This window comes from Anoxybacillus andreesenii, from assembly GCF_030813005.1.
Lineage (GTDB): Bacteria > Bacillota > Bacilli > Bacillales > Cytobacillaceae > Robertmurraya > Robertmurraya andreesenii.
On sequence record NZ_JAUSTU010000010.1, the window covers coordinates 130,077 to 154,305 of the forward strand.

Below are 24,229 nucleotides of genomic sequence, written 5' to 3' on the forward strand. Positions count from 1 at the left end.
GATAATATTTATTAGTTTATCAAATTTTCAAACTTCTGTCACACATATTTACTTATTTTTACTTATGAATCCCTTATCGAAAATATGTTGTTGAATAAAAGGTTTGGCATCAGACAAGAAATAGAGTGAGCCAGTTACAACAAGTAATTCATTGGACTTTATCGCTCGAAGCTCTTCTAAAACCGCTTGCTTCCAATCATTTGCTATTCTTTTTTGAGTTATCGAACTAAGAGCATAGAGGTCCTCTGCCTTAGCTGCTCTTGGATAGTCAAAATCAACAAAGGTGATTTCCTCTGCAATCAAATCAATTTTTCGAATCATATTGTTTAATTTCTTATCTCCAAGCGCAGCAAAGATAACCTTGATTTTACGCTCCTTATAGCGCTTCCGCAGCTCTGCAACGAGAGTCTCCATCCCTTCCTCATTATGGGCACCATCCATAATAATTAAGGGGTTCGAGGAAATCAGATCAAATCTTCCTGGCCAGTACGCCTTTTTTAAGCCTTGAAAAATAGATTCATCACTCATCTTTAATAGCTGGGCAGCCATGACCGCGAGGGAAGCGTTTTCTGTTTGATGCTTCCCAAACATCGAAATTTCAACATCTTCAACCGTTCCAAGATGAGTCTTAATCGTGAATTTCTCACCATTTTCAGTCGAATGGTGATTCTCGATTTGGATTTGCTCGCCTAAACGGTAAAGCTCTGCATCGTTATCCATTGCCTTCTCTCTAATGACCTCGTAAGCATTCTCCTGTTTCACTCCCGTCAGGATGGGAGTGTTTCTTTTTATGATTCCTGCCTTCTCAAAGGCAATTTCCTCATACGTTTCTCCGAGAATATTGGTATGGTCAAGCCCGATGCTTGTGATAATCGAAATAGCGGGTTCAATAATATTGGTAGAATCAAATCTCCCGCCAAGACCGACCTCATAGATAGCTAAATCAACAGGTTGGATATAGGCAAAATAGTAGAAGGACATCGCTGTGATCACTTCAAATTCGGTTGGTCCTCCAAGCTCCGTTTCCTCGAGTTCGTCGGCTAATGGCTTAATTTTATTGGTTAGCAATATTAAATCTTGATCATTGATTGGACGGCCATTGATCGATATTCGTTCATTAAAATGCTCGAAATACGGGGACGTAAAGGTTCCTACCTTCAATCCTGCTTCCTGTAAAATGGAACGCAGGAACGTCACCGTGGAGCCTTTTCCATTCGTACCACCAATGTGGATCGTTTTTATCTTTTTTTCTGGATGCTCTAGTCTTTCCATCATCCATTCCATTCTTTTTAACCCCGGCTTAATCCCGAGTCTTAAGCGGGAATGAATCCAGTGTAATGCCTCGTCATACGCTTGAAACATCTTGTATCCACCTTTTTTGATGGGATTTTTGTGGATTTCATTATACCATCAAAGTATTTTTTACACACGGAAGACGAATCCATAAGTTAGATTCGTCTTCTTTGTTATGGAGAAGCAGATTATTCCCCTTTTAATTCCTTTATACGCGATTCAACTGTTGCCCTCTTTTCGAGGTAATCCTTTTCCTTCGCACGTTCTTCTGCAATAACTTTTTCAGGTGCTTTTTTGACGAAGCCCTCATTGCTTAATTTCTTTTGTACCCGTTCAACTTCTTTACTCCATTTATCGAGTTCTTTTTCAAGACGGGCAATTTCTTCTTCAATATTGATCAGTCCTTCAAGCGGCAGAATAATTTCGGCGCCAGTTACGACAGCTGTCATCGCTTTATCTGGAGTTGGAACATCCTTGCCGACCTGGAGCTCTTCAGGATTACAGAAGCGTTCGATGTAAGAGCGATTTTTCTCTAAAGTGTGAAGGACTCGATCATCCTTTACCTTTACGATCATCTTAATTTTTTTGCTTAATGGTGTATTGACTTCAGCACGGATATTTCGAACTGAACGAATGATCTCGACCAATAGCTTCATTTCTGCTGCTGCATCATGATCGGTTAGTTCTGGGCTTACTTCAGGCCACTTGGCTACTGTAATCGATTCCCCTTGATGAGGAAGGTTCTGCCAAATTTCCTCCGTAATAAATGGCATAAAAGGATGTAAGAGACGCATCGTATTGTCTAATACATAGGCTAGAATCGAACGCGTTGTCTTTTTCGCTGCTTCGTCATCTGAATATAATGGCAGCTTTGCCATCTCAATGTACCAATCGCAGAAGTCATCCCAAATGAAGTTGTAAAGCACTCGACCAACCTCACCGAACTCGTAGCGGTCGGAAAGTCTCGTAACCGTTTCAATCGTTTCATTAAGACGAGTCAGAATCCATTTATCAGCAACTGATTTTTCACCAGTTAAATCAATTTCATCATAGGTCAAGCCATTCATATTCATTAAGGCAAAGCGGGAAGCGTTCCATATCTTGTTGGCAAAGTTCCAAGTTGCTTCTACCTTTTCGATACTAAAGCGAAGATCCTGTCCTGGTGAGCTGCCAGTGGATAAGAAATAACGCAAGGAATCGGCCCCATACTTATCGATGACATCCATTGGATCGACACCATTACCGAGTGATTTACTCATTTTACGTCCTTGTGCATCCCTTACTAAGCCATGAATAAGAACATCCTTGAACGGTCTCTCTCCTGTGAATTCTAGGCCTTGGAAAATCATTCGGGATACCCAGAAGAAGATAATGTCGTAGCCTGTTACAAGGGCTGCGGTTGGATAGAAGCGCTTATAATCCTCAGAGTCCGTGTCAGGCCAGCCCATTGTCGAGAACGGCCATAGTGCTGAACTAAACCATGTGTCTAATACATCCTTATCCTGCTCCCAGTTCTCGATATCCGCTGGCGGCTCATGGTCCACATGCACCTCACCTGTTTCCTTATGATACCAAGCAGGAATTCGATGTCCCCACCATAGCTGACGGGAAATACACCAATCACGAATATTCTCCATCCAGTGTAAATATGTTTTCTCAAAGCGTTCAGGTACGAAATGAACCTTATCGTCCTTGTGCTGAAGTGCAATCGCTGCATCAGCCAGTGGCTGCATTTTTACAAACCATTGAGTTGAAAGATATGGTTCTACGACCGCACCGCTTCGTTCAGAGTGACCAACTGAATGCAGATGATCTTCTATTTTGAAGAGAACCCCTTGCTCCTGAAGGTCCTTGACAATTTGCTTGCGGCATTCGAACCGGTCCATTCCCTTGTATTTTCCTGCACGGTCATTCATCGAGCCGTCTTCATTCATCACAAGGATGCGTTCAAGATTGTGACGATTTCCTACCTCAAAGTCATTCGGGTCATGTGCTGGTGTAATCTTAACTGCTCCTGAACCAAATTCCATATCGACATAATCATCCCCGACAATTGGGATCTCACGGCCAACGATTGGGAGTATAACTGTTTTGCCGATCAAATGCTTATAGCGCTCATCCTCTGGATGGACGGCTACTGCGGTGTCTCCAAGCATCGTTTCAGGGCGTGTTGTCGCAATTTCAATATGCCCAGACCCATCTGCTAAAGGATATCTCATATGATAGAAGGCACCTTGAACATCCTTGTAGATAACCTCAATATCCGATAATGCCGTCTTTGTTGAAGGATCCCAGTTGATGATATATTCTCCGCGGTAGATGAGTCCTTTTTTGTAAAGGGACACGAACACCTCACGAACCGCTTTTGACAGACCTTCGTCAAGGGTGAATCGTTCACGGCTGTAATCAAGTCCGAGACCAAGCTTAGCCCACTGCTCACGAATATGGCCAGCGTATTCTTCCTTCCACTTCCACGTTTCCTCGACAAATTTCTCGCGGCCCAGGTCATAGCGGGATTTCCCTTCATTGCGAAGCTTTTCCTCTACCTTTGCTTGTGTAGCGATGCCCGCATGGTCCATACCAGGCAGCCATAACACATCATAGCCCTGCATTCTCTTCATCCTCGTTAGGATGTCTTGCAGAGTTGTATCCCAAGCATGTCCCAAATGTAGCTTACCTGTAACATTTGGTGGCGGAATCACAATTGTATATGGTTCTTTCTTATCATCACTCTGCGCCTCGAAGAATTTTCCCTTCACCCACCAATCATAGCGACCCTTCTCAATCGAATTCGGATCATACTTCGTCGGCATTGACAGCTCATTTGTTTCCATCATCCATCATCCTTTCCTAATCCTGCAGGTACCTGGTACCGCCCGTGGACTTTTTGTTGATTTTGTCCATCTCAGGTGGACACTTAAAGCTATTGCAGCATAAAAAAACTCCATTCGTCTTGAAAAGGACGAATGGAGTTGCTTCGCGGTACCACCTTTTTTCCAGCCATGCAAAAAATGCGCACGGTTGGCACTTTCATTGATAACGGTTTTCCCGTCTTTTACTAGTTGAAGATGGCCTAGAATCAACTAGCATACCACTTCTTTCATAAAAGATGCTCAAGGGCGACTTCCGTTGGTTTGACTTAGAAAACCTTTCAGCTAATGGTTTTCCTCTCTAAAAAGCTAGTGACCAATGTACTCTTCCCTATCATAGCCATGTTTCTGTAATTGTATAATCTTTATACTACCGAATAATGAATGGTAACGTCAATAAGGATAACCAAAATTTTAATATTATATACAAGACCGGAAACTTGGTGACACGATATCCCTTGCCATAAGGGGAACCAAACGCCAACGCTTGACATAAATTGAGTTATAGGAGCAATTTGAGGAGGAGGAGATGATCCGTTGAGGAGAAGATATAATCCTTACTCCCTTCCACCATGGGTGCGAAAGGCTCGGGGAGTTTGTGAGCAATTTATCATTCCTTTTTGTATTTTTCAAGGGGTTCGAACGCTGTTGTTTCCAACCGCTTTTGATGTGCTATTCCTTATTGTGCTTGTCCTGCTTGCCGTTGCCTTCAAAATGCAAATGATTTAAGAACTCTTCATTGCTATTAAACTAGGAGCCCAAAAACAAGTCAGCTTTGGGCTCCTTCCTGTGCTTCTTTTTCCAGCTTTTTCTGCCTTTCGATCTCATCGATTCGCATGACAATATATTCGGTGTTCTTCAGCTGCCAGTAGTGCCTTTGCAATCTCTGTACTGCTTTCCGTTCATGCTTATGCGGATTCTTATAATAATCCTCCACTGTCCGCAAAAAAGGACCCGGGTGTGCAAAATAACTAAGGAATAAATTCAGTTCATCTTCTCGCAAAGGGAAAAATTTAAAATAGGTGTAAAGCCAATCGATACACTCTTCACATTTTTTTGGATAGGTTTCTAACGTTCGCGATAAATAAGGCAAAAGATCATTCATTGGTGAGCCCTGCCTGCTCTCTTCAAAATTGGAAAAATAGCCGTAACCCCGATCATCAAGAATAAAATGCTCAGTCGACAGTTTTCCATGGGATATGACCGCTCTAGCCTTCTCGTCATCCTTCGTTTTTTCAAACCATTGCTTTAATTTATCCATCGAGAACCTTAGAGCTTGACTAATGTCGTGATAATAAAGACAGAATAATAATTCGAACGGAGACATATACCACTTGCTTTCACATTGTTCAAGAAAGCCAACTAACAGCTCATTTTCCTTCTCCCATTCATGGACGGTATTCTCATAATGCTCACGCTTCTCCTCCTTGTCGATCGAAACCTCTCGGACTGACAAGGTATGAAGCCTCGCAAGCTCCCGAAACATTTGCTTTTGCCTTTCATCCACATCCTCTTTAACCTCATTTGGAAGCCAGGGCATCAAATAATAGAGACTACCCTGATGCATGATTGCATACCGTCCATCTAATGTAGGAAAAATAGGGACAATTCGGTTGTACCCCTTTTGATAAAGATACTGGACATGGCGAATAAAATCAGTTCCGTCGGTTGGTGTAATCCTCTTCAAAGCAAAAACACCTTTGTCGGAATAGACCCGCTGGACCTTGCCAAAGCTCTCGACAAAGTGAGGGGTCACCCCATATTGCCTTAATATTGGAGTGATCTGCTGTAAGTGATTACTCATCATCAACCACTTCTTTCCCTCATGCTGAAATATTTAAGGCCTTTGCGCTACTGCTAACGGAATATAAAGAACCTGCCCCTCATATATGTCCTGTGTGACTTCAAGCTGATTGACCTTCATCAAGGCTTGTGTCGTTACTTCATATCTGTCAGCTAATGAATCAAGTGTATCGCCATTTTGGACGATGCAGACTTTAAGCTTTGCTACATCCTCATGCTCCTCTTTTCGAGCTAGAAATTCCGTAATGGATATTCCTTTTTTCTTAGAGATTTTCTTTTTCTTCTTCTTTACGATCTCTTCAGAAGAGGACGAGGATGAGGATTCACTCTCTACATGGGATGGACTTTCCGATTCTAATTCAACCTCATGTTCAACTATTTCTATATGGGAATGCTCTTGGTGACTAGCCGGTTTTTCTTTTCTCTGCGCTGAAAAAGAAATATCCGGATATTCTTCCTGTGGTGCTCGTAATGTTGGAACTTTCTCCAATACCAACGGTTCGGAAGCGGGATCATCTGAAGGCTTCTCTTCCTCTGAGCTTTTCCTTGCCTCGACTTCAAATGGTGCGAATAGATCATGTGCTGTAGGATTTGTTTCTTCGATTACAGGCGGTGGGGTTAGCTTGACCTCAATAGGTTCTTCCGTCTCTTCAAGTTCAGGTGATCTCAAAGCAACCTCTATCTCCTGTTCTTTTTCAGCTACTTCCGTAGACTCCTCGCCCTTCAATCCCGTAATCGTTAAATCCGCTGTCAGCTTCATACAGCTTTTATCTGGGAAGACATAATCAAAGGATTCAATCTCGACATCTATGTCATAGACATTATGAATTCGATTATGTGGAATCGTGATATCCACAGGGAAACGGTGAGAAAACTCCGTAACGCCGTCTCCTCGTTCTTCTACAACCTGAATAAATTTGGGGGAGAGCGGAAAATCATCCTCCTCGGCAGCGTCAGAATGATGACGTTTATATTCACCTGTTAATTGTAATGCACCTTCAATCGTTACATACTGTTCGTTTTCATGAATGGTTATATTGGGGTCAAGCGAAATTGTTAATAACTCCGCTACTTCCTGTCCTTTTTGAAACCACACCGATTCTTCCAAGGAAAACCGTAAGAATGATTCCTTTTCTTCAGACAAAGCGACTCCTCCTTTCGTAACTCTCATCAATCACCATGTCATTTACAATTTATGTGCAGGAAAATATTTTTATGATAAATGTGCACAAAAAAACTGGGACCTGTCAGATAAACAAGTTCCCAGTTTATTAGTGAATTATTTTAGTGTGGAAAAAGCCACTTCTGCAGCAGCAATTGTTTTTTTAATGTCCTCATCACTATGGGACGTTGATAGGAATAGACCTTCGAATTGAGATGGAGGGAGGAATACACCTTGGTTAGCCATCTCACGATAATAGGAAGCAAAGAAGTCAAGATTAGAAGTTTTCGCTGTATCGTAATTGATGACAGCTTCATTCGTGAAGAAGAAGCCAATCATCGAACCCGCACGGTTGACAGTGATTGGCACCTCATATTTCTCGGCAGCCTTTGTCAAACCTGCTTCAAGCATATCGCCCTTGCGGATAAATTCATCATAGATTTCAGGTGTTAGCTGACTTAAGGTTTCATACCCTGCTGTCATCGCTAACGGATTTCCGGAAAGGGTACCAGCCTGATAGATCGGGCCACTCGGTGCAATTTGCTGCATGATTTCTGCGCGGCCACCGTAGGCACCGACTGGTAATCCCCCACCGATGACTTTACCTAAGCAAGTAATGTCAGGAGTAATGCCAAAATAACCTTGGGCACAATTATAGCCGACACGGAAGCCTGTCATAACCTCATCAAAGATTAATAAGGCACCGTATTGGGTTGTCAAATCCCTTAAGCCCTGTAGGAAGCCTGGTAGAGGAGGAACCACTCCCATATTGCCTGCTACCGGCTCAACGATAATGCCTGCAATGTCTTCTCCATAATGTTCGAAAGCAACCTTGACACTTTCTAAGTCATTATATGGAACGGTGATCGTATTCTTGGCGATTCCTTCTGGGACCCCAGGGCTATCCGGTAAGCCTAAGGTAGCCACCCCAGAACCAGCCTTAATGAGCAAGGAATCCCCATGGCCATGATAGCAGCCTTCAAACTTCAGAATCTTATTACGACCAGTATAGCCTCGAGCAAGACGAAGAGCACTCATCGTTGCTTCTGTCCCTGAGGAGACCATGCGCACAACCTCAATGGAAGGAACTCTCTCCTGCACAAGCTTCGCAAGTTCATTTTCCATTAAAGTTGGAGCACCAAAACTTGTCCCCATTTCTGCTACTTTTTTAAGTGCTTCTACTACGCGATCATTTGTATGTCCTAGGATGAGCGGTCCCCATGAGAGGACATAGTCAATATATTCATTGCCATCAATGTCATAGATTTTGGAGCCTTTTCCTCTTTCCATAAAAATCGGATCCATCTGCACCGATTTGAAGGCACGAACAGGACTATTCACTCCACCAGGCATAAGTTTCTTTGCTTCTTGAAAGGCAGCAATTGATTTATCGTAAGAACGCATGTAATTCCCTCACTTTCCCTCTTCTTTCAGCCATCTAGCTACGTCTTTTGCATGATACGTAATAATGATGTCCGCACCAGCACGTTTCATGCCAAGCAACATTTCCATAACGACTGGCTTTTCATCAATCCACCCATTAGCAGCCGCTGCTTTCACCATTGAGTATTCTCCACTAACATTGTAGATCACAACAGGTAAGGTAAAATTATTTTTAATATCACGAACGATATCTAAATAAGGCATTCCAGGCTTAACAATGATAAAATCGGCACCCTCTGCCACATCTGATTCTGCTTCACGGAATGCTTCTAAGCGATTCGCTGGGTCCATCTGGTATGTCTTGCGGTCACCAAATTGTGGTGTACTTTCAGCAGCATCACGGAACGGACCATAAAAAGCAGAAGAGTATTTCACGGCATAGCTCATAATCGGCACTTCCGTAAACCCTGCTTCATCTAGTCCTGCACGAATCGCTGTCACAAAGCCGTCCATCATATTGGAAGGGGCAATGATATCTGCACCCGCTCTCGCCTGACTAACCGCTGTATCAACTAATAATTTCAAGGATGGATCGTTTAGGACTTTGCCTTCCTCCACGACACCGCAATGGCCATGGCTCGTATATTCACAAAGACAGGTATCAGCAACAACGATAAGCTCTGGGTGGTGCTTCTTAATTAAGCGGGTTGCTTCCTGTACAATTCCATGATCATGAAAAGCACCTGTTCCACACTCATCCTTCTCATTTGGAATCCCAAAAAGAAGGACGGACTTAATTCCGAGCGATACAACCTCTTCAATTTCGGGTAAAAGATAGTCCAATGATAGCTGGAAGACATTTGGCATCGAAGTAATTTCATTGCGAATGTTTTTCCCTTCAACAACAAAAAGTGGGTAAATTAAATCATCAATATGTAGATGATTCTCACGAACAAGGGCACGCATCGCTGGTGACTGTCTTAGGCGACGATGACGATTAAAAGATAGATTCATTATGGATGCCTCCTATATTTTCTTTTTCACTTAAGTATTCCGCAACAGCCTTGATCATGTCATCAGAAGTATATACCTCTGGCATGACATGTACGTTCAAACCAACTGACTCACACTTTCTTTTGGAGACAGGACCAATGACTGCCACGGTGCAATTTTTTATACGTTCAGATAGGTCATATTCATTCACTACCTGCATAAAGTGATCGATGGTCGATGGACTGGTAAAGGGCAGTATGTCGAGAGCTCCTTGTTTTAGAAGCTGAACCAATTTTTCCTTACTATCCTCTGGAAAATACGTTTCGTAAATAACCGCTTCATCGACAACATGACCTTTTTCTCTGAAAAACTGTGCAATATAATCCCTTGCTAAAATTCCCTTTGGAATAAACAGCTTTTCACCTGATTTCACAAAAGGGGCAAACTCCTGAACGAAGCCCTCTGCGACATATTCCATCGGCTTGAAGTGAACGGGAATCTCCCTTTTTAATAATGCATTTTCGGTCTTTTCACCAATAACCGCAATTTTTGGTAGGGAAGGCATTCCTCCATCCACTAACGAAAAAAACGTTTCCACCGTTACATCGCTTGTAAAAATGATCCAGTCATACATATGTAAGTTATTTATGATCGGGGCGATGAGCTTCCTGTTTTCAACAGGGCGAAAGCCAAGAAGAGGAACCTCTACAGGTGTTCCTCCATAGCCTTCCACAATCTTTGAGAATGATTTAGCATTCTTTTTTCCCCTTGGAACAAGCACGGTTTTTCCTTTCAATGAGGGAGATGTCATGCATGATCTAGCTCCTCTTTCACTGCATCAATAAGCTTCTTGGCACCTTGATCACTTAAATAATCGGCTGCGGCATAACCAAGCTGCTCTGGATCAGTACCTTCTATCTGCTCCTTGTAAATCGTTTTTCCATCAGGTGAAGCAACCAGTGTAGTCAAGACAATTTTTTCTTCTTCATTAATATAGGCATAGCCAGCGATTGGAACCTGGCAGCCACCTTCCATCTTATCAAGGAAAGCACGCTCCGCTCGAACGGTTTTGTCCGTTGTATCACAACTAAATTTCTTTAGCAGGGCTAGCAATTCCTTGTCATCGCCTCGACATTCGATGGATAATGCGCCTTGACCAACTGCTGGTAAGCAAATTTCAGGCTCTAGGAACTCCGTAACAACGTCCTTTGCCCACCCCAAACGAGAAAGCCCTGCTGCTGCAAGAATAATCGCATCGTATTCATCTGTTTTCAGCTTTTCTAATCGTGTATCAATATTACCGCGAATCCACTTTATTTCAAGGTCTGGACGGACAGCAAGCAGCTGTGCAGAACGACGAAGACTGCTCGTACCTACGATCGCACCTTTCTTTAACTCTTTCAAAGGTACATGATCCTTCGAAATGAGAACATCGCGATGGTCCTCTCTTTCTGGAATACAGCCGATGACCAAGCCTTCTGGAAGAACTGCCGGCATATCCTTCATGCTGTGGATCGCCATATCAATTTCTCCATTTAGCATAGCTTGCTCGATTTCTTTTACAAAAAGACCTTTCCCTCCAACTTTAGATAAGGTCACGTCGAGGATTTTATCCCCTTTTGTGACGATTTCCTTAACCTCAAACTCATAGGAAGGGTCAATTTTACGCAATTGCTCAATCACCCAATTGGTTTGGGTAAGGGCTAGTTTACTTCGTCTTGAACCAACGATAATTTTTCTCATGGAAGCCTCCTGAATCGGAATATTTTTTGTGTATTTTTTTCTTTAAGGCTCGGTTAATTGTTGATCTTATATATTTCCTTATACGCACGCGTTCTCTACGTTACTCGTCCCGAGTAAGATCCGTTCCCGCATACGTATAAGGCTAAAATTAACATCTAGCATTAACACAGCTCTCTTCAAAGGTTTTTACGAATTCCAAAAATGAAAGGATGATAATTGTCCAAAAAGGAAAAAGTTAATTAAGATAATAAGAAATGATGCTAGGTTCCAAAGGGCTAGACTTTTTCCTTGAACTCCTTTTCTGACACGCAAATACAGATAGATTCCATAGGCGAGAAGAACGATAAAGGAGCCGATAACCTTTGCATCATACCAAACGATGTCTGGTACTTTAATGTATGCCCACTGCAGCCCTAGAATAAGAGCCAGCAATAGCATGGGAACACCGATAATATTGAGTATGTAGGACGTTTGCTCGAGTTTATTTAAATCAGCGATTCTCTTGAGCTTTTGGCCCCATTTTTTCTTTTTTAATAAATCGTGCTGAATGAGGTAAAGCACTGAAAATACCGATGACACGGAGAATGCCCCGTAAGAGAGAATGGCCATCGTGATATGGATAAAAAGCAGCTCTGACGTCAGCTGCCCTGCCATAACCTTTGATTCATACTGAACAGGTGCAAAGGTGTGAATCACCATGATGACAAACCCAAGGACATTCGTAAAAAAAACAATAAAGTCCACCTTCATTAAGCGGTTAATGCCTAATGATAAAGTAACAAGGACCCACACATAAAAATAAAGGCCTTCAAAAATGGTAAGTATGGGAAATCTCCCTATATCCACCATGAAAAGCACTAAAAACAATGTCTGCAATCCCCATACAAACGCAAGTAACCAGAAGGCAGTTTGGTTTGCTTTCCGGTTACTATGAAGATAATCGATAAAATATAATAAAATGCTTAATGCATATAGTATGACCGTTAGTTCATGCAGCCGAGTCATATACACTTCAATCATGGATAGAACCCCTCTTATGATTGAAAGGAAGCAGTTGCTACAACAGCTTTCTTAAAATCGGCTACTTTCGATTCCTGCTGTTCCTTTACTAGCTCCTCGATATTGAAGATTTTCATGAACAATTCGAGTGCTTCATCAGAATTACGGCTACCAGCCAATTCCTTCGCTTGTAAAATCGGATCTTTAAGCATTTGATTGATAATACTCTTTGTATGCTTATTCAGTACCTTTTTATCACGCTCAGAAAGATGTGGCAGCTTGCGTTCAATACTGTTCATTGTTTCTGTTTGAATTTCGAGCGCCTTTTGTCTTAGTGCAGAAATTACAGGTACAACACCAAGCATGTTCAACCATTGCTTAAATTCTACGATCTCTGCTTCAATCATGAGCAAGATCTTTTCTGCTGCCTTTTGTCGCTCCTGTAGATTCGCTTCAACGATTCCTTCCAAATCATCAATATCATAAAGGAACACACTTTCAAGCTCGGCTAGCTTTGGATCTAGATCACGTGGAACGGCAATATCCACCATAAATAAAGGCTTTCCCTTGCGCATTTTTTCGACGTTGTCCATCATTTCCTTTGTCACGACATAATCCTTGGCTCCCGTCGAGCTAATCAGGATATCTGCTTCCACTAGGGCACATTGTAGTTCATTTAATGATTTCGCCTGCCCCGAGAAACGACTAGCTAGACTTTGTGCCTTCTCAAAGGTACGATTAATGACAGTTACTTTGCTTGCACCATTTCCATGCAAGTTTTGAATCGCTAATTCGCCCATTTTGCCGGCACCAAGAATTAAGACATGCTTTCCATCCAAGGAGCCAAATATTTTCTTTGCCAATTCAACCGCCGCATAGCTGACAGATACCGCATTCGCACCAATGTCCGTCTCCGAATGAGCCCGTTTCGCCAATGTGATAGCCTGTTTGAATAATTGGTTAAATACCGTTCCTGTCGTTTGATTTTCCTGAGCTTCAAGGAAGCTAGAACGTACTTGACCCAAGATTTGCGTTTCGCCAAGCACCATAGAATTTAGTCCGCATGCAACATTAAATAGATGGTCAATCGCCCCATCTTGCTCATTGATAAATAAAAATGGCGAGAATTCTTGTTGCGGAATACCGAACCACTCGGAAAGAAATTCCTTAATATAATAACGGCCAGTGTGAAGCTGGTCGACAACCGCATAAATTTCTGTACGATTACATGTGGATAAAATCACGTTCTCGAGAATACTTTTCTTCCCGTTTAGAACACGCATGGCTTCCCCAAGCCGTGATGGCTCAAACGTAAGTTGTTCTCGAATTTCTACAGGGGCTGTTTTATAATTAAGTCCAACAGTTAAAATATGCATCCTTGTTTCGACCCCCAAATAATAAACATAATTTGCTAATAATAATTATAGCATAGAAGACTTTCCTAACACCGCAAAAATGTGAACATATCATGAAACCTATGATATGATAAGAAAGGCACTGTAGCCAGACAATAGAAAGGCGGAAGTGCCTTGAACTTTATGAGTTTTTTCGACAAATATGCTCCCTTTGTACCTTATCAAATATACCCAAACGATTCAAGTAAACAATATTGGAAGTGTTCGAATGAAAAATCAACGTATTTTCCCAGCTATCATTTTGCTAGGTTTTGGTCTTTTTTTCTTTTTACAACAAAATCAATATTCTTTCTTTCAAGGCTTTGACACTTGGCCTACTTTCCTTATCATCGTTGGTATCGCTTACCTTTTTCAAGGATATGTAGCAAAAGACTATGAAGCGATTCTCCCGGGAGTCATACTAACTGGATTTGGGCTCCATTTTCATATTATCAAATACCTAGAAGTATGGCCGAACTCCAACGGAACCTTCATTTTGATCATCGCTCTTGGATTTCTTCTAAGATATCAAAAGGTACGAGCAGGTCTTTTTCAAGGGATATTATTCCTAGTATTAGCCATTCTTCTGTTATTTTATAATAAAATTGTGGACTGGCTTGGGATATTAGAAAGCGGAGCAGGAGACTTCTGGAGGTTTTGGCCAGTCGTATTAGTTGTCTACGGACTCTATCTATTAATAAAAAAAAGGTAAAAGAGCATTTCACGCTCTTTTACCTTTTTTACTTACATATAGCTTTCAATCGTTGCCCAAGCCTTGTCCTTTCCTAAGCCCGTTTCGGATGAGAAAAGGATGATGGTGTCATTTGGGTCAAGGTCTAGCTCCTCTTGGGTGATCTTCAAATGCTTTTGCCATTTTGATTTTGAGATTTTATCCGCTTTTGTCGCAATGACAATACAAGGAATTTCATAATGCTTTAAAAAGTCATACATCAAGACGTCATCCTTTGTCGGAGGATGTCTTACATCAACGATTAATAACACAGCCTTTAAATGTTCACGAGTTGTAAAATATGTTTCAATCATTTTCCCCCAAGCTTCCCGCTCTTTCTTCGAAACCTTTGCATATCCATAGCCTGGAACATCAACAAAGTGGAGGATCTCGTTAATTAAGTAAAAGTTAAGGGTTTGCGTCTTACCGGGTTTTGATGAAATACGTGCTAACCCTCTTCGATTCAGCATTTTGTTAATGAAAGAGGATTTTCCTACGTTCGAACGACCCGCTAAGGCAAACTCAGGAAGGTCCCCTTCAGGATATTGCTCTGGTTTGACGGCACTAATGACAATGTCTGAACTAACGACCTTCATTCCGCACCACCATTCAACGCATGCCTTAACACCTCATCCACATGGGTGACAGGGACAAACTGTAAATCATTTCTTACACTCTCTGGAATATCATCTATATCCTTTTCATTATCCTTCGGTAGAATAATTTTGGATAGGCCTGCACGGTGAGCGCTTAGCGATTTTTCTTTTAAGCCACCAATTGGCAGGACTCGTCCTCTAAGGGTGATTTCTCCGGTCATTCCTATCTCTTTTCTGACAGGTTTTCCTGTGAGAGCTGATACAAGTGCAGTTGCAATTGTAATTCCTGCTGATGGCCCATCCTTTGGAACCGCACCCTCTGGAACGTGGATATGAATGTCAGTCTTCTCATAAAAATCTTGATCGATTCCAAGCTCAACGGCCTTTGAACGCACATAGCTGAAGGCTGCCTGCGCAGACTCTTTCATGACATCGCCTAATTTTCCAGTCAAAACTAGCTTCCCTTTTCCTGGTGATAGAGAGACCTCAATTTGTAAAGTATCCCCACCAACTGTTGTATAGGCAAGACCTGTCGCGACTCCTACCTGATCCTCTAATTCGGCTTGACCATAGCGGAATTTTGTTTTTCCCAAAAATTCCTCGACATTCTTCTCTGTTACAACCACTCGTTTCCTTTCATTGGCGACAATAATACGGACTGTTTTTCTACAGATGGCGGCCAATTGACGCTCCAAGCTTCGTACGCCAGCTTCTCTCGTATAGTAGCGAACAATTTTTTGAATGCCATCATCTCGAACCTGTAGCTGGGACTTTGACATTCCGTGCTCTTTAATTTGTTTTGGCAACAGATGATTCCTTGCAATATTGATTTTCTCTAACTCTGTATAGCCTGCAATCGTGATGATTTCCATACGGTCTCTCAATGGACCAGGGATGGATGCTAGATCATTCGCTGTTGCGATAAACATAACCTTCGATAAATCATAGGTTTCTTCAATATAATGGTCACTGAAGCTGTGATTTTGCTCTGGATCTAGTACCTCAAGCATCGCAGCAGACGGATCCCCGCGAAAATCACTAGACATTTTATCGATTTCATCAAGCAAAAATACGGGGTTTATTGTTCCTGCTTTTTTCATCCCTTGGATGATTCGTCCTGGCATAGCTCCTACATATGTACGGCGATGTCCACGGATCTCTGATTCATCGCGAACGCCACCAAGAGAAATACGGACAAAATTGCGATTCAATGACCTGGCAATCGATCGGGCTAAGCTTGTTTTTCCCACCCCAGGAGGTCCTGCAAGACAGAGGATAGGTCCTTTTAAGGAATTGGTCATTTTTTGAACGGCAAGATATTCGAGGACCCGTTCCTTCACCTTTTCGAGTCCGTAATGATCCTCATTTAAAATACGTTCCGCTTTTTTGATATCTAGATCATCATCCGTCGCATTCGTCCAAGGGAGTGAGATAAGCCATTCGATATAATTTCGAATAACGGCGCTCTCTGCGGAAGAAGATGGAACCTTTTCATAGCGTTCTAGTTCTTTAAGGGCCGCTTTTTTGACATGCTCAGTCATATGAGCATTCTCAATTTTTTCAGTTAGCTCAGCGATTTCACCTGTTTTGCCTTCTTTTTCCCCAAGCTCCTTTTGAATCGCCTTCATCTGTTCACGCAAATAATATTCTTTTTGCGTTCTTTCCATCGATTTCTTGACTCGTTGACCAATTTTCTTTTCTAGATTCAAGACTTCTTTTTCGTTATGAATCATTTCGATCAAGCGCTGGACTCTTTCTTTTACATTGATGGTCTCTAGTATATCTTGCTTGTCCTTCAGCTTCAACGGCAAATGGGACGCAATAATATCTGCCATTCTTCCTGGTTCTTCGATATCCGCTAGACTTGAATAGGTTTCAGCTGAGATTTTCTTTGATAACTTTATGTATTGTTCGAAGTATTCCAGAAGCGTTCTCATGAAGGCTTCCGTTTCAATATCTTTCTCTGTCAAATCCTCATATGTTTTCAATTTGACGGCAAAATGATCCCCTTCATCGTAAAAGGTAACAATTTCACCTCTCTTAAGACCCTCAACTAGTACACGAATGGTGCCGTTCGGAAGCTTCAGCATTTGTTTCACCTTAGTCAAGGTCCCCATCTGATATAAATCTTCTTCCTTAGGGTCATCTATGGACATATCTTTTTGAGTAGTAAGAAAAATAAGACTGTCATCTACCATTGCCTTTTCCAATGCTTGAACCGATTTATCCCGGCCTACATCAAGATGTAAGACCATAGTAGGATATACGAGTAAGCCTCGAAGCGGCAGGAGGGGGACGATTATTTCCTTCTTTTTCGCCATTTTCTAGCACCTCCACATGCATATCAATCTTCAAAATAGGATAATTCATTGTACAATTCTATCGTATTTACTAATAATAGTCTATTTTTAAAGCGGTACCTGGTACCGCCGGTGGACATTTATACGGATTTGTCCATCTCGGGTGGACAGTTTGCCGCTTTTCATATAAAAACTTCGGTTTACAATGCAACCGAAGTCTTATTTCATCCTTTAGATCGTTTCTTTTTTCTTCAGTTCAATGGATGCTGTAATGGCTTGCTCCTTTGAGTGCTCTTTGAGTAAGGCAATGTCAAATACTTCTGATAAATGGATGACCGGTACGATGTTGATTCCATCGATTTCTTTTAGCATCGATTGAAGATTCTCCTTAGGGATAATGACGGTCTTTGCACCGGCTTTTTTGGCGGCTTTTATTTTCGGGTATACCCCACCAATTGGTTTTACATTTCCGTGGATGCTGATTTCTCCTGTCATCGCTACCGTATGATCAATCGGGTGTTTGTAGATAGCCGAATAGATCCCTGTTGCCATTGCAATACCGGCAGAAGGCCCATCAATCGGGATTCCACCAGGGAAGTTAACATGAATATCATATTCATCGGCTGGTACACCCATGGAACGAAGAACCGTGATGACATTCTCAATCGATCCCTTTGCCATGCTTTTTCTTCTAATCGATTTCCCTCGGTCCCCAATGCTTTCCTCTTCGACAATCCCGGTAATGTTGATGGTTCCCTTTTCTTTAGTAGGAATGGCCATGACTTCAATTTCTAATAGGGCCCCTGTGTTTGGTCCGTAGACAGCAAGACCATTGACCAATCCAATGGAAGCCTCATGCATAATTTTACGCTCGAGGCGGGGGGTAAGCTGACTGGAGTGAACAACCCACTCAATATCCTCGTCTCTAATAAAATTGCGCTCCTCTTGGATCGCCAAGCCAGCGGAGGTCTGAATCAGATTGACGGCTTCACGTCCATTTCGTGCATAATTCGCTAACGTTTGTAATCCTTGTTCACTAATGGATAAATTGACCTTTTCCGCTGCTTTTTTCCCTACTGTTTCAATTTCCTCTTCCGTTAGCTCTCGGAAAAAGACCTCCATACATCTTGAACGAATAGCGGGAGGAATCTCACTTGGAGTCCTCGTTGTCGCACCAATGAGTCTGAAATCTGCAGGTAGCCCATTTTTGAAAATATCATGGATATGATTCGGTATTTGCGTATTTTCTTCACTATAATAAGCACTTTCCAAATAGACCTTCCGATCCTCTAAAACCTTAAGCAGCTTGTTCATTTGAATCGGGTGTAATTCCCCAATTTCATCAATAAACAAGACTCCGCCATGTGCATTTGTGACAGCTCCTTGCTTCGGCTGTGGAATGCCAGCCTGTCCCATGGCACCAGCTCCCTGATAGATAGGGTCGTGAACAGAACCAATAAGTGGATCAGCGATCCCTCTTTCATCGAATCGAGCCGTTGTAGCATCCAATTCAACAAAAACGGATGTAGGCCGAAAGGGAGATTTAGGATTTTTTTTGGCTTCCTCGAGAACTAAGCGGGCAGCGGCCGTCTTTCCAACTCCTGGCGGACCATAAATAATCACATGCTGTGGATTCGGTCCGCAAAGTGCCGCCTTCAAAGATTTGATTCCATCTTCCTGTCCGACGATATCTTCAAAGTTGGAAGGACGAACACGCTCTGAAAGTGGCTCTGTTAAAGAAATGGATCTCATTTTTCGCAATTGATCCATTTCCTTCCTAGACTCCCTATCTATCGATACCTTTTGGGTTCGCTGATTTCTTAATAAATTCCAAAAGTAAAGCCCTATCACTATCCCGAAAAACAACTGGATAAATAAGGCGATTCCTGTCCAACTCATTGGTTTTCCCTCCTGTATCCCTTGCTTGTTTATAATGGATAGTATCTCCTTCTCAGGATTGGAATAAACCACATTTTTTTCATAACCTATGCTGTTTTTGATATCGCCTTATACTCGTATTAATTCATGTATCCAAAAAAAATAAGGACAACCAAAATCGGTTTGTCCTTATCCTCTTTATGCTTATTTAAGCAGATGTTTTCGTCTTTTCTTCAATTAGCGTACCATCATTTAAAACAAGCTTTGGTGCACTGTTTTCAGTAACAGTTTCCTTTGTGATGATGCATTTTGAAATATCGTCGCGTGATGGCAGATCATACATTACATCCAGCATGATCGCTTCAATGATGGAGCGAAGGCCACGGGCACCAGTCTTACGTTCAATCGCTTTCTTCGCAATTTCCTGTAATGCTTCCTCATCAAATTCTAGCTCCACATCGTCAAGCTCAAGCATTTTCTGATATTGCTTTACCAACGCATTCTTTGGCTTAGTCAAAATTTGAATCAAGGCATCCTCATCAAGCGGGGTAAGGCTAGAAATGACTGGCAAACGACCAATGAATTCAGGAATTAAGCCAAATCTGAGTAAATCCTCAGGTAAGACCTTAGATAATAGGTCCTTATCATCGATTTCCTGCTGCTTCAAATCCGCTCCAAAGCCAATAACCTTTTGACCGAGACGACGTTTAATAATCGGTTCGATTCCATCAAAAGCACCGCCACAAATGAAAAGAATATTGGTTGTGTCAATTTGGATAAATTCCTGGTGTGGATGCTTACGTCCTCCTTGAGGCGGCACACTAGCGACCGTACCTTCAAGGATTTTTAAAAGGGCCTGCTGCACCCCTTCACCGGAGACATCTCTCGTAATTGATGGGTTCTCAGATTTACGTGCTACCTTATCAATTTCATCAATATAAATAATTCCTTTTTCTGCCTTTTCCACATCATAGTCAGCAGCTTGAATTAGTTTTAACAGGATGTTTTCCACATCCTCACCAACATAGCCCGCCTCTGTTAATGATGTTGCATCTGCAATCGCAAACGGAACGTTTAAAATACGTGCAAGTGTTTGAGCAAGCAAGGTTTTCCCGCTTCCTGTCGGACCAATCATGGCAATATTACTCTTGGATAGCTCAACGTCATCAATCTTACTGTTAGAATTGATACGCTTATAATGATTATACACGGCTACAGATAGGCTTTTCTTTGCTTGATCCTGGCCAATCACGTATTCATCTAGAATTTCTCTTATTTCCTTTGGCTTTGGAACATCCTTAAATTCAACTTCTTCCTCTGTTCCCAGCTCTTCTTCAACAATTTCTGTACATAGCTCAATACATTCATCACATATATATACCCCCGGTCCAGCTACTAGCTTACGAACCTGGTCCTGTGTTTTACCACAGAAGGAACACTTTAGTTGTCCTTTTTCGTCATTAAATTTGAACAATTTCTTCACCCCTTAAAACTTCTAAAAATCAAAAAACCGAAGTTTGAATTCATCTGTCTTACTCATACCCGTTTTCTACCATTCACAAAACAGTAGGGACTATTAACTTTTTCGACCTGTTAATCCCTTACTTCTGTAAAGATAATGCGATTGTTATGTATTGCATTGTACCACATATTATGTATGGACAGGAAATGATAACTCTTAGGGATGAAACATGAACCTTCGAGCTTTTATCATTTCGAAAATTGGCTATGTACTAGTTAAGCTTAACCAAAATGAATCAGGTTAAATCGGTATTTTCTGTTAAAGATATATTAAAAATTAGTTGCTTAAAAATATGTATATGTATGAAATAAATGGTATAGGCTGCTTTGCCATAAAAAAAGCATAAATTAGCCTACTATTTTAAAACAAGGCACGATAAATATCGCGCCTTGTTTATGAAGGTTTCAATTACTCAATCGTTTTGCTGTTATCTACAAGGAAGTCAACTGCTTTACGAAGCTGAATATCAGCTCTTAAGCCTTCTACGCTTCCTAGTGCTGCAGTAATATTTTCTACAGTCATATTGTACATTTCAGCCATTTTCTTAAGCTCTTCGTCTACCTCTTCTGGTGTAACTTCAATATTTTCCTCTTTTGCGATCGCTTCAAGAGTTAAATTGATGCGTACACGCTTCGCAGCGTCTTCCTTCATTTGCTCACGTAGAGCTTCTTCGTCTTGACCAGAGAATTGGAAGTAAAGATCTAAGTTCAAGCCCTGCATCTGAATGCGTTGCTCAAATTCCTGCATCATGCGATCGATTTCGTTTGTCACCATAACCTCTGGTACATCAATCTCGGCATTATCAGCAGCTTTTTCAACAGCCGTATCACGTACATGATGCTCTGCCTCATGCTTTTTGCTCTCTTCAAGACTTGTCTTGATTTTTTCTTTTAAAGCATCTAATGTTTCTACTTCATCGTCAGCATCTTTTGCAAACTCGTCATCAAGAGTTGGAAGTTCTTTTCCTTTTACTTCATGAATCTTTACTTTAAACACGGCTTCTTTACCTGCAAGCTCTGCCGCATGGTAATCCTCTGGGAATGTTACCTTAACATCCTTTTCTTCTCCAGCAGCAGCACCAACTAACTGCTCCTCGAATCCAGGAATGAATTGTCCAGAGCCAAGCTCTAATGTATAGTTGTCTGCTTGACCACCTTCAAAAGCAACGTCGTCGACAAAGCCTTCGAAATCCATGACAACCGTGTCACCATTTTCAGCTGCAGTTTCTTTTACAACAAGCTCTGCATGACGCTCTTGAAGAGCCTTTAATTCATTTTCTACTTCTTCATCCGTTACTTCTGTATCAAACTTTTCTACCTCTAAGCCTTTGTATTCACCAAGCTTCACTTCTGGTTTAACCGTAACGGTTGCTTTGAAAATAACGGGCTTGCCCTTTTCAATTTGCTCTACATCAATTTCAGGGCGATCTACTGGATCAATTCCAGTTTCTTCAATTGCATTTGCATATGCTTCAGGTAAAAGGTAATCGATCGCATCTTGATAAAGTGATTCAACACCGAAACGTTTTTCAAACATTCCACGTGGCATTTTTCCTTTACGGAAGCCTGGAACATTCACTTGTTTAACAACCTTTTTAAACGCAAAATCTAAGCCTTCGTTAAGCTTTTCTGCATCAATTTCAATTGTAAGGACACCTTGGTTTCCTTCTGTTTTTTCCCATTTTGCGGACATACTAAAATTCCCTCCAAAAATCTATTCTCATTCCGATTTCGTGAATATGTTTTAGATCATTCCATATCCAAATTAATATGTAAATACAATTATTACACATTACAACCACTACATTATAACATACGTTTTGTCTGTTTCAACAGAGAAGCTAGAGATTCGGATAAGAAATTTCTTCTAATTTTGTAATAAAAGAAACGGCTTTTTCCACTTCCTCTGGCAACGTTTGATACAGCTCTGCTATCCCTCTTATCGACGCTTCTCTTCCATGATATTCTAGGACGGTTACGTGATAGGCAGCAGCCCAAACCGCAGGGCTACTAGGCTTTAATTCAAACGGGTACAATAAATATAGATGTCTTTCCACAAGACTGATTAACTGATGAAAAAATGTTGGATCCTTGCCCTCTAAATCTTCAACCTTTTCCTTAATCTCCAAAAATTGCTTGAAGTCATGGAGAGAGGGAAGAGCCGTAGGGACAATATGTTTTTCATCACCAAATTTTGCAACGATCACCTCTTTTTCATATTCCTGCTCCTGTAAAATATTTATAAGCATGGTTTTGAGAAATGGATGCCCCTCCTTACTTTGTAAGTACGCCTTAATTTCCTTTATGTAAGGGCGAATATTTTTTTGCGAGAGCTCCACAATCTTCCGCATTTGCAGATTGCTATCATTGTTTTCCAGTAAATCTAACGGTCTATGCGGTACATACTCAGGTTCATCCTCAGATTCAAGTGAACTTAGCCTATTCTCAACCATCCGCTTACTAAAGGTCAAAAAGTTCGAAAAATGCTCCCTTTTCTCAAAAGGTATCGCCTGCTCATCCTCAAGCGCCTCTATCGTTGTAACTACCTCCTCATAATCATGCAATTGCACAAGGATCATCATATAGAGATCGAGTGTTTGGAAGTATTCTCCGATTCCTTCCTTCAGCATTATCTTTGCCAGATCCTTCGCTTTCTCAAGCGCACCTGATTCATAATAAGCGAGGACTAGGCCCATATAGACATTACTGTCGTCAGGGGCAAGCTCTTTCGCTTCTTCAAACATTTGAATGGCAGCTGTGAACTTTTTTTCTTGAAGCTGTTCTAGCCCCTTATCCACAAGCCTTTTCTCAAGGTCGGGAAACGGAATGATTTTAGGTCCATTTTTCTTCATTTTGCTACCGCCTCTAAATTTGTTGAGGTAAGTTTAGCATGTAAAGAGTGAAAAAACAAAACAGAAGCAACCGATAATCGATTGCCTCCTGCAACATTTCATATTATCCTATCATCTCTGTTTTTTGCTCGAACGCAGAAATTTGTTCATCTAATTGCATCGTAATTTCAATCTCATCCCAGCCATTTAGGAGCATTGTTTTCCAATAAGCGGAGATTGGGAATTCTGCTGTGAAACCATCCTCATCCTTCACCGTTTGCTCTTCCAAATTAATATGTAGAGCAAATGCCTTCTCTTTTCCCTTTGTGAGCAAATATTTAACCTCTTCCTCTTTTAAGACAATAGGGAGCATCCCATTTTTCAAGCAATTTTGATTAAAAATATCTGCGAATGATGGGGCAATTACGGCTTTGAAGCCATAGTCAAGCAGTGCCCACGGGGCATGCTCCCGGGAGGAGCCACAGCCAAAGTTCTCATTTGCGATCAGGATTGTTGCGCCCTCATTCTCTGGTTTATTAAGCTCAAACTCTTCATTAAGCTGACCTTCAGATTTGAATCTCCAGTCATAAAATAAAAATCTGCCAAATCCTGTTTTCTCAATTCTCTTTAAAAATTGCTTTGGAATGATTTGATCTGTATCTACGTTTGCACGATCGAGTGCAACCGCTTTTCCCGTTAGCTCCTTAAACCCGCTCATCTCTGGTCCCTCCCC

The 24,229-nt window shown here is 41.5% G+C and carries 19 protein-coding genes and 1 other annotated feature; of the genes, 2 read left to right on the top strand and 17 right to left on the bottom strand.

Annotation, left to right across the window (positions count from 1 at the left end):
* Positions 1-48 precede the first annotated feature (48 nt).
* Entirely contained in the window at positions 49-1,362 is a 1,314-nt protein-coding gene (locus J2S07_RS12065) for a bifunctional folylpolyglutamate synthase/dihydrofolate synthase (RefSeq protein ID WP_307150658.1), read from the bottom strand.
* Positions 1,363-1,481: 119 nt separating this feature from the next.
* Positions 1,482-4,127 (bottom strand): valine--tRNA ligase, encoded by a 2,646-nt coding sequence (locus J2S07_RS12070; protein ID WP_307150659.1) that lies wholly within the window; start codon positions 4,125-4,127, stop codon positions 1,482-1,484.
* 121 nt (positions 4,128-4,248) lie between these two features.
* Positions 4,249-4,510, bottom strand: a binding site (T-box leader).
* Between the two features lie 190 nt (positions 4,511-4,700).
* Between J2S07_RS12070 and J2S07_RS12075 the strand changes: the two genes are divergently transcribed.
* Positions 4,701-4,892 (top strand): YszA family small membrane protein, encoded by a 192-nt coding sequence (locus J2S07_RS12075; protein ID WP_307150660.1) that lies wholly within the window; start codon positions 4,701-4,703, stop codon positions 4,890-4,892.
* A gap of 40 nt (positions 4,893-4,932) precedes the next feature.
* Here J2S07_RS12075 and ysxE read toward each other — a convergent pair whose 3' ends face one another.
* The 8 genes from ysxE to hemA form a co-directional block, all read right to left on the bottom strand.
* Positions 4,933-5,967, bottom strand: a complete 1,035-nt coding sequence (gene ysxE, locus J2S07_RS12080; RefSeq protein ID WP_370872818.1) for a spore coat protein YsxE — start codon at positions 5,965-5,967, stop codon at positions 4,933-4,935.
* 33 nt (positions 5,968-6,000) lie between these two features.
* Entirely contained in the window at positions 6,001-7,110 is a 1,110-nt protein-coding gene (gene spoVID / locus J2S07_RS12085; RefSeq protein WP_307150662.1) for a stage VI sporulation protein D, read from the bottom strand.
* A gap of 135 nt (positions 7,111-7,245) precedes the next feature.
* Positions 7,246-8,532 carry a glutamate-1-semialdehyde 2,1-aminomutase gene (gene hemL, locus J2S07_RS12090; protein ID WP_307150663.1) on the bottom strand — a complete coding sequence of 429 codons (1,287 nt, stop codon included), beginning with the start codon at positions 8,530-8,532 and terminating at the stop codon, positions 7,246-7,248.
* A 9-nt stretch (positions 8,533-8,541) separates the two neighbouring features.
* On the bottom strand, positions 8,542-9,525 hold the full coding sequence (hemB, locus tag J2S07_RS12095; protein ID WP_307150664.1) for a porphobilinogen synthase: 984 nt from the start codon (positions 9,523-9,525) through the stop codon (positions 8,542-8,544).
* The gene (locus J2S07_RS12100) at positions 9,509-10,315 is read right to left on the bottom strand and encodes a uroporphyrinogen-III synthase (RefSeq protein ID WP_307150665.1); all 807 of its coding nucleotides are present in this window, start codon (positions 10,313-10,315) and stop codon (positions 9,509-9,511) included. Before J2S07_RS12100 ends, hemB begins: the two co-directional genes overlap by 17 nt.
* Positions 10,312-11,247, bottom strand: a complete 936-nt coding sequence (hemC, locus tag J2S07_RS12105; protein WP_307150666.1) for a hydroxymethylbilane synthase — start codon at positions 11,245-11,247, stop codon at positions 10,312-10,314. Before hemC ends, J2S07_RS12100 begins: the two co-directional genes overlap by 4 nt.
* Positions 11,248-11,433: 186 nt before the next feature.
* Positions 11,434-12,267, bottom strand: a complete 834-nt coding sequence (locus tag J2S07_RS12110) for a cytochrome c biogenesis protein (RefSeq protein ID WP_307150667.1) — start codon at positions 12,265-12,267, stop codon at positions 11,434-11,436.
* A 14-nt stretch (positions 12,268-12,281) separates the two neighbouring features.
* Complete coding sequence (hemA, locus tag J2S07_RS12115; protein WP_307150668.1) at positions 12,282-13,622, bottom strand: glutamyl-tRNA reductase; 1,341 nt, start codon at positions 13,620-13,622, stop codon at positions 12,282-12,284.
* A 247-nt stretch (positions 13,623-13,869) separates the two neighbouring features.
* On the opposite strand from hemA, the gene J2S07_RS12120 reads away from it, so the two are divergent.
* Complete coding sequence (locus tag J2S07_RS12120; protein ID WP_307150669.1) at positions 13,870-14,352, top strand: LiaI-LiaF-like domain-containing protein; 483 nt, start codon at positions 13,870-13,872, stop codon at positions 14,350-14,352.
* A 32-nt stretch (positions 14,353-14,384) separates the two neighbouring features.
* Here the strand turns inward: J2S07_RS12120 and yihA are convergent, their stop codons facing one another.
* From yihA to leuD, 7 genes are all read right to left on the bottom strand, one after another.
* Positions 14,385-14,966, bottom strand: a complete 582-nt coding sequence (gene yihA, locus J2S07_RS12125) for a ribosome biogenesis GTP-binding protein YihA/YsxC (protein ID WP_307150670.1) — start codon at positions 14,964-14,966, stop codon at positions 14,385-14,387.
* Positions 14,963-17,287 (bottom strand): endopeptidase La, encoded by a 2,325-nt coding sequence (gene lon, locus J2S07_RS12130; RefSeq protein ID WP_307150671.1) that lies wholly within the window; start codon positions 17,285-17,287, stop codon positions 14,963-14,965. The genes yihA and lon overlap by 4 nt, the downstream gene beginning before the upstream one ends.
* Before the next feature lie 210 nt (positions 17,288-17,497).
* Entirely contained in the window at positions 17,498-19,165 is a 1,668-nt protein-coding gene (gene lonB, locus J2S07_RS12135) for an ATP-dependent protease LonB (protein ID WP_307150672.1), read from the bottom strand.
* Between the two features lie 187 nt (positions 19,166-19,352).
* Positions 19,353-20,618 (bottom strand): ATP-dependent protease ATP-binding subunit ClpX, encoded by a 1,266-nt coding sequence (gene clpX, locus J2S07_RS12140; RefSeq protein WP_307150673.1) that lies wholly within the window; start codon positions 20,616-20,618, stop codon positions 19,353-19,355.
* 456 nt (positions 20,619-21,074) lie between these two features.
* Positions 21,075-22,358, bottom strand: coding sequence for a trigger factor (tig, locus tag J2S07_RS12145; protein WP_307150674.1), 1,284 nt, complete (start codon positions 22,356-22,358; stop codon positions 21,075-21,077).
* Positions 22,359-22,506: 148 nt separating this feature from the next.
* Positions 22,507-23,517 (bottom strand): tetratricopeptide repeat protein, encoded by a 1,011-nt coding sequence (locus J2S07_RS12150; RefSeq protein WP_307150675.1) that lies wholly within the window; start codon positions 23,515-23,517, stop codon positions 22,507-22,509.
* A 103-nt stretch (positions 23,518-23,620) separates the two neighbouring features.
* Complete coding sequence (gene leuD, locus J2S07_RS12155) at positions 23,621-24,214, bottom strand: 3-isopropylmalate dehydratase small subunit (RefSeq protein ID WP_307150676.1); 594 nt, start codon at positions 24,212-24,214, stop codon at positions 23,621-23,623.
* Positions 24,215-24,229: the final 15 nt, after the last annotated feature.

What these genes read in the sequence shown, in the direction of transcription:
- J2S07_RS12065 (WP_307150658.1), bottom strand. Translation starts at nt 1,362, where the DNA reads ATGTTTCAAGCGTATGACGAGGCATTACACTGGATTCATTCCCGCTTA.
- J2S07_RS12070 (WP_307150659.1), bottom strand. Translation starts at nt 4,127, where the DNA reads ATGGAAACAAATGAGCTGTCAATGCCGACGAAGTATGATCCGAATTCG.
- ysxE (WP_370872818.1), bottom strand. Translation starts at nt 5,967, where the DNA reads ATGAGTAATCACTTACAGCAGATCACTCCAATATTAAGGCAATATGGG.
- hemL (WP_307150663.1), bottom strand. Translation starts at nt 8,532, where the DNA reads ATGCGTTCTTACGATAAATCAATTGCTGCCTTTCAAGAAGCAAAGAAA.
- hemB (WP_307150664.1), bottom strand. Translation starts at nt 9,525, where the DNA reads ATGAATCTATCTTTTAATCGTCATCGTCGCCTAAGACAGTCACCAGCG.
- J2S07_RS12100 (WP_307150665.1), bottom strand. Translation starts at nt 10,315, where the DNA reads ATGACATCTCCCTCATTGAAAGGAAAAACCGTGCTTGTTCCAAGGGGA.
- hemC (WP_307150666.1), bottom strand. Translation starts at nt 11,247, where the DNA reads ATGAGAAAAATTATCGTTGGTTCAAGACGAAGTAAACTAGCCCTTACC.
- J2S07_RS12110 (WP_307150667.1), bottom strand. Translation starts at nt 12,267, where the DNA reads ATGATTGAAGTGTATATGACTCGGCTGCATGAACTAACGGTCATACTA.
- hemA (WP_307150668.1), bottom strand. Translation starts at nt 13,622, where the DNA reads ATGCATATTTTAACTGTTGGACTTAATTATAAAACAGCCCCTGTAGAA.
- J2S07_RS12120 (WP_307150669.1), top strand. Translation starts at nt 13,870, where the DNA reads ATGAAAAATCAACGTATTTTCCCAGCTATCATTTTGCTAGGTTTTGGT.
- yihA (WP_307150670.1), bottom strand. Translation starts at nt 14,966, where the DNA reads ATGAAGGTCGTTAGTTCAGACATTGTCATTAGTGCCGTCAAACCAGAG.
- lon (WP_307150671.1), bottom strand. Translation starts at nt 17,287, where the DNA reads ATGGCGAAAAAGAAGGAAATAATCGTCCCCCTCCTGCCGCTTCGAGGC.
- lonB (WP_307150672.1), bottom strand. Translation starts at nt 19,165, where the DNA reads ATGAGTTGGACAGGAATCGCCTTATTTATCCAGTTGTTTTTCGGGATA.
- tig (WP_307150674.1), bottom strand. Translation starts at nt 22,358, where the DNA reads ATGTCCGCAAAATGGGAAAAAACAGAAGGAAACCAAGGTGTCCTTACA.
- J2S07_RS12150 (WP_307150675.1), bottom strand. Translation starts at nt 23,517, where the DNA reads ATGAAGAAAAATGGACCTAAAATCATTCCGTTTCCCGACCTTGAGAAA.
- leuD (WP_307150676.1), bottom strand. Translation starts at nt 24,214, where the DNA reads ATGAGCGGGTTTAAGGAGCTAACGGGAAAAGCGGTTGCACTCGATCGT.